Origin of the sequence: Desulfosporosinus youngiae DSM 17734 (assembly GCF_000244895.1) — a bacterium.
Taxonomy (GTDB): domain Bacteria; phylum Bacillota; class Desulfitobacteriia; order Desulfitobacteriales; family Desulfitobacteriaceae; genus Desulfosporosinus; species Desulfosporosinus youngiae.
Window position 1 is genome coordinate 1644437 of record NZ_CM001441.1, and the last position, 7957, is coordinate 1652393.

General features: G+C 42.5%; 8 protein-coding genes. All 8 read left to right on the top strand.

Annotation, left to right across the window (positions count from 1 at the left end; genetic code table 11):
* Window positions 1-16: 16 nt before the first annotated feature.
* The 8 genes from DESYODRAFT_RS07845 to DESYODRAFT_RS07880 all read left to right on the top strand — a co-directional run bounded on the left by DESYODRAFT_RS07845 (window position 17) and on the right by DESYODRAFT_RS07880 (window position 7944).
* Complete coding sequence (locus tag DESYODRAFT_RS07845; protein ID WP_007781506.1) at window positions 17-1156, top strand: hypothetical protein; 1140 nt, start codon at window positions 17-19, stop codon at window positions 1154-1156.
* Window positions 1157-1254: 98 nt separating this feature from the next.
* On the top strand, window positions 1255-2565 hold the full coding sequence (locus DESYODRAFT_RS07850) for a putative DNA modification/repair radical SAM protein (protein ID WP_042339482.1): 1311 nt from the start codon (window positions 1255-1257) through the stop codon (window positions 2563-2565).
* Complete coding sequence (locus tag DESYODRAFT_RS07855) at window positions 2544-3338, top strand: TIGR03915 family putative DNA repair protein (RefSeq protein ID WP_007781512.1); 795 nt, start codon at window positions 2544-2546, stop codon at window positions 3336-3338. Before DESYODRAFT_RS07850 ends, DESYODRAFT_RS07855 begins: the two co-directional genes overlap by 22 nt.
* A gap of 128 nt (window positions 3339-3466) precedes the next feature.
* Entirely contained in the window at window positions 3467-4648 is a 1182-nt protein-coding gene (locus tag DESYODRAFT_RS07860; RefSeq protein WP_007781514.1) for a C40 family peptidase, read from the top strand.
* 405 nt (window positions 4649-5053) lie between these two features.
* Window positions 5054-6118: a butyrate kinase gene (gene buk, locus DESYODRAFT_RS07865; RefSeq protein WP_007781518.1), complete on the top strand. Its 1065-nt coding sequence runs from the start codon at window positions 5054-5056 to the stop codon at window positions 6116-6118.
* 25 nt (window positions 6119-6143) lie between these two features.
* Window positions 6144-7052, top strand: a complete 909-nt coding sequence (locus tag DESYODRAFT_RS07870) for a bifunctional enoyl-CoA hydratase/phosphate acetyltransferase (protein WP_007781520.1) — start codon at window positions 6144-6146, stop codon at window positions 7050-7052.
* A gap of 423 nt (window positions 7053-7475) precedes the next feature.
* A complete protein-coding gene (locus tag DESYODRAFT_RS07875) occupies window positions 7476-7670 on the top strand; it encodes a hypothetical protein (RefSeq protein ID WP_007781523.1) in 195 nt (64 codons plus the stop codon).
* Between the two features lie 61 nt (window positions 7671-7731).
* Entirely contained in the window at window positions 7732-7944 is a 213-nt protein-coding gene (locus tag DESYODRAFT_RS07880; protein ID WP_007781525.1) for a hypothetical protein, read from the top strand.
* Window positions 7945-7957 lie beyond the last annotated feature (13 nt).

Below are 7957 nucleotides of genomic sequence, written 5' to 3' on the forward strand. Positions count from 1 at the left end.
GAAAGAGGGGGTAAAGATGACAACTATCGTTTTTTCAGAGAAATTAGCTGATCGGCAAGGGAATCAAATAACAACGGAAGGTTTGAAAAAGGCTTTTAAAGAAGCAATTATCATCAATCAGAAACTGATAGCCAATAATAAGCGGATAGCCTATTTCTTTATTGATCCACTTATCAGAACCTTTGAGGCAGCAAATAACTTCTATTTTAATATCTTAGAATGCAGCGTTATAGAAAAATTGAATACTTACAAGAGTGGAGCCGGCCCTGTGCAGGCACTTTTCGATGCCAAAGAGCTGATCGATCAGGATTGGTATGATGCTGTGTTTATCTTTGGATATGATCCATTGCTTACAGACAAACTGGTGCTTGGTAAGGATGTCATCAAACAGGCTATGAATATATTTGGCAGTAAGAGTATTTTAGAGTGTTACAATTTAATATCCCATAAACTGTGCCAGGAATTAGGGATTTCAAAGGAATTCTTTTTTCAATTAACGGACGGTCTATATAAGAATTATCTTAGAACATATGCAGAGAAATCAGGGGAAGATGTTCCTGATCATAGAGGCAGATTACTGGAGGATCGAAACGGGGATTTATTCAGAATCACTGACTGTGCTAACCCTAATATCGATTTTGCAGGTGGGGTTATTCTTGCAAATGATGGTACGGCAGATTTATTAGATACTAATAAACGGGTTAAGGTTTCAGGTGTTAAGTACAGTATGGTTAAAGGAATTCCTGAAAATATTGATAGAATCGTGGGAGATAGAGATAATATCTTTGAACATCTAAAAAGCGCCTTTTTGGAAGCCCAACGCCAGGCTCAAATTAATGCTATTGAGGAATTCCAAAAGGGGAATCTCATCTTGGAGCTATATACCTGTTATCCTCCCATTCCCTTGGCGTTCTTAATAACGACAAAGATGGCTGACAGTGTAATTGAGATACCCGAATTGCTCAGTAATCACCCTATTACTATTACAGGTGGAATGAACTTTGCCGGAGCGCCCTGGAACAACCCGGCACTAAATGGTTTAATTGAGATGGTTGCGGTCATGAAAAATGGTGCAAAGGATTACGGGCTGATTCATGGCAACGGTGGCATTGGAGAAGTACAAGGAGTTGCCATATTAGAAAAAATAAGATCGTAATTAGGCTTACAAGTGTTCGGCTTTTGCACTTGACAAGAACATATGTTTTGTGTATCATTGATCTATAGTCACGACTTACGAAGTAGGAGATGTTTGTCATAGATATTTTTGCTAAGCTGACAATCTTAACAGATTCAGCTAAATATGATGTGGCCTGCACCTCCAGCGGGGTAGACCGAAAGGGGAAGTCCGGCAGTATTGGAAGTGCTGCCAAAGCCGGCATATGTCATAGCTTTTCAGCTGATGGCCGGTGCATATCTTTACTGAAAGTTCTGATGACGAACGTTTGCATCTTTGACTGCAAATACTGCGTCAATCGTGTGTCCAATGATACCGAAAGGGCTGCCTTTACGCCCCAGGAACTGGCTGAACTGACCATGAACTTCTACCGGCGCAATTACATAGAAGGCTTGTTTTTGAGTTCGGGGGTGATTAAAAGCCCTGCCTATACAACAGAGCAATTGATTAAAGCCTTGGAGTTATTGCGAAACACTTACCGCTTTAATGGCTATATTCATGTCAAGGCTATTCCTGGCGCGGATAGTGAACTCATTGCTCGTTTAGGATGTTTAGCTGATCGGATGAGTGTGAATATTGAGCTGCCCTCTCAGGAAAGTCTGAAACGTTTGGCTCCCAACAAGACGAAGGAATCCATCCTGCGTCCGATGGGACTGATTACTAATAAAATTCAGGAAAACAGCACAGACCTAGTAAAATACCGGCATGCTTCGAAATTTGTGCCGGCTGGACAGAGTACACAGCTCATAGTAGGGGCAACTCCCGATACTGATCATAAAATATTAACCCTGACTGAAGGGCTATATAGAAAATACCGTCTTAAAAGGGTCTTTTTTTCTGCCTATATGCCCGTAGCAGAACATTCCCTGCTGCCTTCTGTGCATACGAAACCGCCGCTTTTACGGGAGCACCGGCTTTACCAGGCCGACTGGCTATTGCGCTTTTATGGTTTTGAGGCAAAAGAACTGCTTGATGAGCAAAACCCCAATTTTAATCTGCAAGTTGATCCCAAGTGTTATTGGGCGCTTAACCATCTGGAAAAATTCCCGCTGGAGATTAATAAAGCACCTTATGAGATGCTTTTACGGGTGCCGGGAATCGGGGTAACCAGTGCCCGGCGAATTCTTACAGCCAGAAGAAGCGGACCGCTTGATTTTTCAGGACTTAAAAAGATCGGTGTTGTTCTAAAACGTGCCCAGTATTTTATCACTTGCAAAGGCAGGATCCTGGAGGGTTTGAAAATAACCTCAGATGGGGCAATCCGAGCGCTGATGGCCGACCAGTATAAACTTCCGTCACAATCTCCTGAACAGCTCTCCTTGTTTACAGATTTCCCGGAGCCTTTTATCACGAGAGAGGATGTGCAGCAATGCCTGACAGGACAGATTTGACCTATGCCTACGATGGAAGCTTTGAGGGACTAATGTCTTGTGTCTTTGCAAGCTACGAGCGAAAAGAAATTCCGGGTATGATCCGGCCCCCGGGTAATCAGCAGACCCTTTTTGATACGGCTGAATGGATTGAAACCGACGAACATAAGGCAGACAGGGTTTACAACTCAATCCCCTTTAAAATATCTCATCAAGCTCAGGAATTAGTAAAACTCGGTTTTTTATCCTGTGCTCCCAACAAAGAAATGCTTATCTTCCATTTCCTGCGTTTAGGATTTAAGCATGGGGGCAAAGTCATGACCATGCTCACCGATGACATCGTGTGTTCCCTTCAGAAAGCAGTACGCCATCTCACATCAGAAAGCCATAAGTTCAAAGGTTTTATCCGGTTTTCGGTATACGGGGAAGTGCTGGTAGCGGTTATAGAACCTAAAAACTTTGTTTTACCCCTTTTGTCACCGCATTTTTGCGATCGTTACCGTAGTGAGAGATTTATGATTTATGATAAAACCCATAGTATGGCTTTAGTTTACCAGTCTCAAAAAGCAGAGCTGATTTATGTCGAAGAGTTAACCCTGCCCAACCTTGATTCTGCAGAGGCTGAATACCGCCGGTTATGGAAGCAATTCTATAAAACCATTGCCATTGAAGGAAGAAAAAACCCAAGATGCCGGATGACATTGATGCCGAAACGGTATTGGGGTCAATTAACCGAATTAGATGAGAAGAGCGAAGAAGATTTAGTCGTTGTTTCGATAAAGCGCTTACTTTAATGATCGTTAAAGAGGCGCTTTTTTCATGTTTGGCAAGGCGAATGGAAAAAGAAAATCTGATCAAAACAAGGAAATCAGAGGTTCATGGCGAATTAAATCTAACAAATATGATTTAAGGGGTTTGGTTTATGATTAGGATTCCCTCCCTGCATAAGAAAGTTTTAATTAGCGTCATTGGCGCCTTTCTTTTAGTCTCGTTGTCCCTGCCTGTGCGTGCTGATAACTTACAGGAGCAGCTGAAAAAATCTCAACAAGAAGCTAATCAGGCAAACGGAGCCTTAAATGCTCAGAAAGAAAAAGTAGCAAGTGCAACGACACAGCTTGTGGCTTTAAAGCAATCTGTTGAGGCCTTGAATAATAGTATCGCCCGGGAACAAGCTAAACTCAATGAGGAACAAAAGCATCTGAAGGATTTGGAGAATGAGCAAAAAAAACTTGAGGCGAAGCGCCAGGAGTATATTAACTCATTAGGACAAGTATTAAGGAGCAACTATGAAGATGGTGTGAATACATACTTGGCTGTTTTATTTGAAGCCACCAGTTTATCCGATTTTATTGATCGGGCTGACAAGATACAGATGGTTGTCGATAATCACAGCAAGCTTCAAAAAGACATTGCCGAGTTAAAAGAGACCATGAATCAGCAAATGGATGAGATAGAACAAAAAAAAGTAAGTATTCAGGCCACAATACAGGATAAGAGTGAAACCCAGCGAGCTGTTCAGCAAGTGCTGGATAAACAAAAGGCGGTACTGGACGAATTAAGCAAAGAAGAAAAAGCAGCGCTTAATACTTCCTTATCAGCTAAAGCAAAGGTTAATCGAATCCAGCAGTTGATTGAACAGGAAAAACTTGAAGCAGCTTATGCAGAGCAGGAAAAGGCATCCGGTTCAGTTAAGCAAGGATCGTCCAGCGGGGTTGCAGGTACGGTTGCGGTTTCAGGCGGAGCAAAACAAGTATTAAATTATGCAGCAGAGTTTTTAGGGACAAAGTATGTCTGGGGAGGCACATCTCCCTCCGGATTTGACTGCTCAGGTTATGTTCAGTACGTATTCCGCAATAACGGCATTACTCTTAGCAGAACATCTGAACAGCAGTTTAATAATGGGGTTTCCGTGAAAAAATCTGACCTGAAGCCGGGTGATTTAGTGTTTTTTGCCACATACTCTTCCGGAGCTTCCCATGTTGGAATCTATACCGGGAATAACACCATGATTCATTCCTCTTCAGGTGGCGTATCCTACGATGACATGACTAACTCTTATTGGTCAAAACGATATCTGGGTGCTCGTCGGGTTATCGCTCCTTAAATTGGAAAATAAACGTTTGCATACTATGACCGACGGAAAAGAAGGCGCTCCCCATGCATTGCCGATGCAGGAAACGTCTTCTTTTTAATGGCCGGGTTTTTTATGAAAAACATATCTCTAGCCCGGAGATTTTTGATTTAGGAGAATTACTATTCAATAATGTCCTGAATTAGTAAGAAGATAGATGATTAAATAGTAATTCCGCGGCCAGAGTATTGTATTGATTAGATCAGACTATAATAGTCAAGATCGGAGAGATTTTACCGGAGTGCTGGAAACTATGGTTATCAATGCTATTTTATCTGAAGGCAGGCAAGCAGCTTTAGGCTGAACAAGTTATAGTTCTATTATATGGTATAATGACAAAGGCCATTTTGTCCGATGGCTTCTGAAGGGTGATAGAGTTTGAAAGTACTTGCCATTAATCCAGGTTCAACATCAACGAAAATCGCAGCTTATGAGGGTGAAGTTTGTCTTTGGAAAGAAGTGATTGACCACCCGTCAAGTGAGCTCAACGCTTTTGCTCATGTAAGTGATCAATGTGACTATCGGATCGGGCATATTTTGAAGCTGCTTGAAGAGAAAGATACACGATTGGATGTTTTTAATGGAATTGTAGGCCGCGGCGGTATGCTCAAGCCCCTTGCCGGAGGCACTTATATCGTTGATGAGTATCTGACAAAGGTCCTACAGAACCCGCCCGGCGGAGAACATGCTTCAAATTTAGGCGGAATTATTGCTTACTATTTGGGTCAGAGAATCAACTCCCCGGCCTTTATTGTAGACCCTGTTTCCGTTGACGAGTTTGAACCGCTTGCCAGGCTTTCCGGGTTTCCGGAATTACCCCGTTCGAGTCAATCTCATGCCTTAAATATGAAGGCAGTTGCTCGTAAAGTGGCTCGTAAGCTGGGAAAAAGCTACCATGCTCTGAATCTCATCGTTGCGCACCTCGGTGGAGGGATTTCTGTAGCCCCGCACCGCAAAGGGAAAATGATTGATGTCAATAATGCTAATAATGAAGGGCCGTATTCTGTTGAACGTTGTGGAACCTTACCCATCTCACAATTAGTCAAACTTTGCTATTCAGGAAAGTATACCGAGCAGGAACTCCGAACAAAAATCCTTAAACAAGGCGGTATGTTTGCTTATCTGGGAACAAAGGATGCCCGGGAAGCTGAGAAGCGCATGAACGAAGGAGACCAGTATGCCAGGCATATATTAGAAGGACTGTGTTATCAGGTGGCTAAAGAAATCGGTGGGATGGCCACTGTCTTAGCTGGAGACGTTGATAATATTGTCTTGACCGGTGGGCTTGCTCATTCAGAATTTATAACCAGGGAAATTATTCGCAGAGTATCGTTTATTTCCCCAGTTATAGTAGTCCCTGGCGAAGAGGAGATGGAGGCCTTGGCTCTCGGTGCTTTGAGAGTCCTTTCCGGCGCAGAGGAAGCACTGACTTATAAGATATAATGGTTTTTGAGAATGGGGTGTAAAAATGCGCTTTAGCGGATTTGGTGCTTTATACGACAGGGCAAAAAGTTTAGGCCGGGCAAAGGTGGCTGTGGCTGCGGCCGCCGATAAAGAAGTTATGGAGGCCGTCAAATTAGCTGAGAAAGAAGGCCTGATTATCCCTGTTCTCATCGGCGATCTTGAAAAAATTAAGCAATTGGCCTTGGAAATCGGCTTAGGTTTAGACGGCGCGGAGCTGATCCATGAGCCGGATTCACTTAAAGCTGCACATAGAGCGGTAGATGCCATTGTTGATGGACAAGCGCATTTTTTGATGAAGGGGCTGATCAATAGTTCGGACTTTTTGCGAGCGGTGCTTCGCTCAGAACGAGGGCTTCGAACAGGGCGATTGCTCAGTCACTTAGCGGCATTTGAAGTACCCGAATTTTCTCGGTTGCTGTTTGTCACAGATGGAGGAATGAATATTGCTCCGAATTTAGCTCAAAAAAGGGAAATATTGGAGAACAGCTTATTATACTTGCAGGGCATTGGAATGGATTTGGTAAATGTCGTGATTTTGGCCGCCAATGAAATGGTAGATTCCAAAATGCCTGTTACCATAGATGCCCGGGCCTTGGTAGAGATGAATCAAAACGGTGAATTTCCCGGGGCGATCGTGGAAGGTCCGTTGGCTCTTGATGGAGCAGTCAGTGCAGTCGCCTTAAAACACAAAGGAATCAGCAGTAAGATCAATGGGAACGTCGATCTGATCCTGGCTCCGACCATTGAAGTTGGAAATGTCCTGGGCAAATCGATGGTATATTTTGCGGGGGCTACAATGGCGGGGATTGTACTCGGGGCCCAGGTTCCCATAGTATTAACCTCCAGAAGTGACACTCCGCGCAGTAAGTTTATGGCTTTGACTATGGCTGCTCTAAATCGAATGATCAAGTAACTGTAAAAGAAATTATGAATCTAAATACCTGTTATAAAAGTATCAAATCCAAATCAGGGTATTCTTCTAAAAGTGCGGTACCTGATGATGATAACGTGTATAGGCTCATGTGCTTATTTAGCAGATGAGCTTTTTTTTGCCCTGATTTCGGATAATTTACTATTCATCAGAGTATATGTTAACGTAAAGTAACTTGCCAGGCTAGGGTTTCTTCATAAAAATAAACAATTGTCACAATAAGCTCCAGACCTTGTTTTGAAAGATTTATCAGCAATAACCGGGGATATTAATAAAATAATTTAATTATTACCATATTGTAGGGATATAGATTATGCAATTTAAAAGTGATATGCTCATTTCAAATATCCTTAGGGACTTTTTCCCAGGGAGGAATTCCCTGATTCTACGAAGGGAGGTGATTAAATGTCAGATTTACTTAATTTTTGGGTTACCGCTTGTGCTTATTTCTTTATTGCAGTACCTATTATGATTGCGATACTTGCCATTTCAGGCTGTCTTATGTTTGGTCTGCTGCAGTATATCGTTTTAAGCTTATCGAGAAGCAAGGTCTATAAAAGTGAAATAACCGTGGCTTTGCGGCAAGAGGTCCTTGATTGATAATCCGGATAGGTTAGAATGAATCGAGTTTTCATTAAGTCATACTTTTAGGGGGTGCTTCATGATGTACATTGTGTTAAAAGGAGAGGAGAGGGCTAGACTTGAGGCGGTCTGTAAATCACTCGATATAACGCTTGAAGAGTGGTTTAGGACAGCGCTGCATGAATCGGAGTGCAATGTATTAAATAGATTCCTTGAAGACCCGGAAAAATCCAAACACTGGAAGTGGGATAAAACAATGTGCCACTTCGTCAGAAAAACTGAGCTTGAATAAGTGTGTTTGATTT

Excerpts from the sequence above, each read along its gene's own strand:
- DESYODRAFT_RS07845 (WP_007781506.1), top strand. The coding sequence starts at position 17 with ATGACAACTATCGTTTTTTCAGAGAAATTAGCTGATCGGCAAGGGAAT.
- DESYODRAFT_RS07880 (WP_007781525.1), top strand. The coding sequence starts at position 7,732 with ATGATGTACATTGTGTTAAAAGGAGAGGAGAGGGCTAGACTTGAGGCG.
- DESYODRAFT_RS07855 (WP_007781512.1), top strand. The coding sequence starts at position 2,544 with ATGCCTGACAGGACAGATTTGACCTATGCCTACGATGGAAGCTTTGAG.
- DESYODRAFT_RS07870 (WP_007781520.1), top strand. The coding sequence starts at position 6,144 with ATGCGCTTTAGCGGATTTGGTGCTTTATACGACAGGGCAAAAAGTTTA.
- DESYODRAFT_RS07860 (WP_007781514.1), top strand. The coding sequence starts at position 3,467 with ATGATTAGGATTCCCTCCCTGCATAAGAAAGTTTTAATTAGCGTCATT.
- DESYODRAFT_RS07875 (WP_007781523.1), top strand. The coding sequence starts at position 7,476 with ATGTCAGATTTACTTAATTTTTGGGTTACCGCTTGTGCTTATTTCTTT.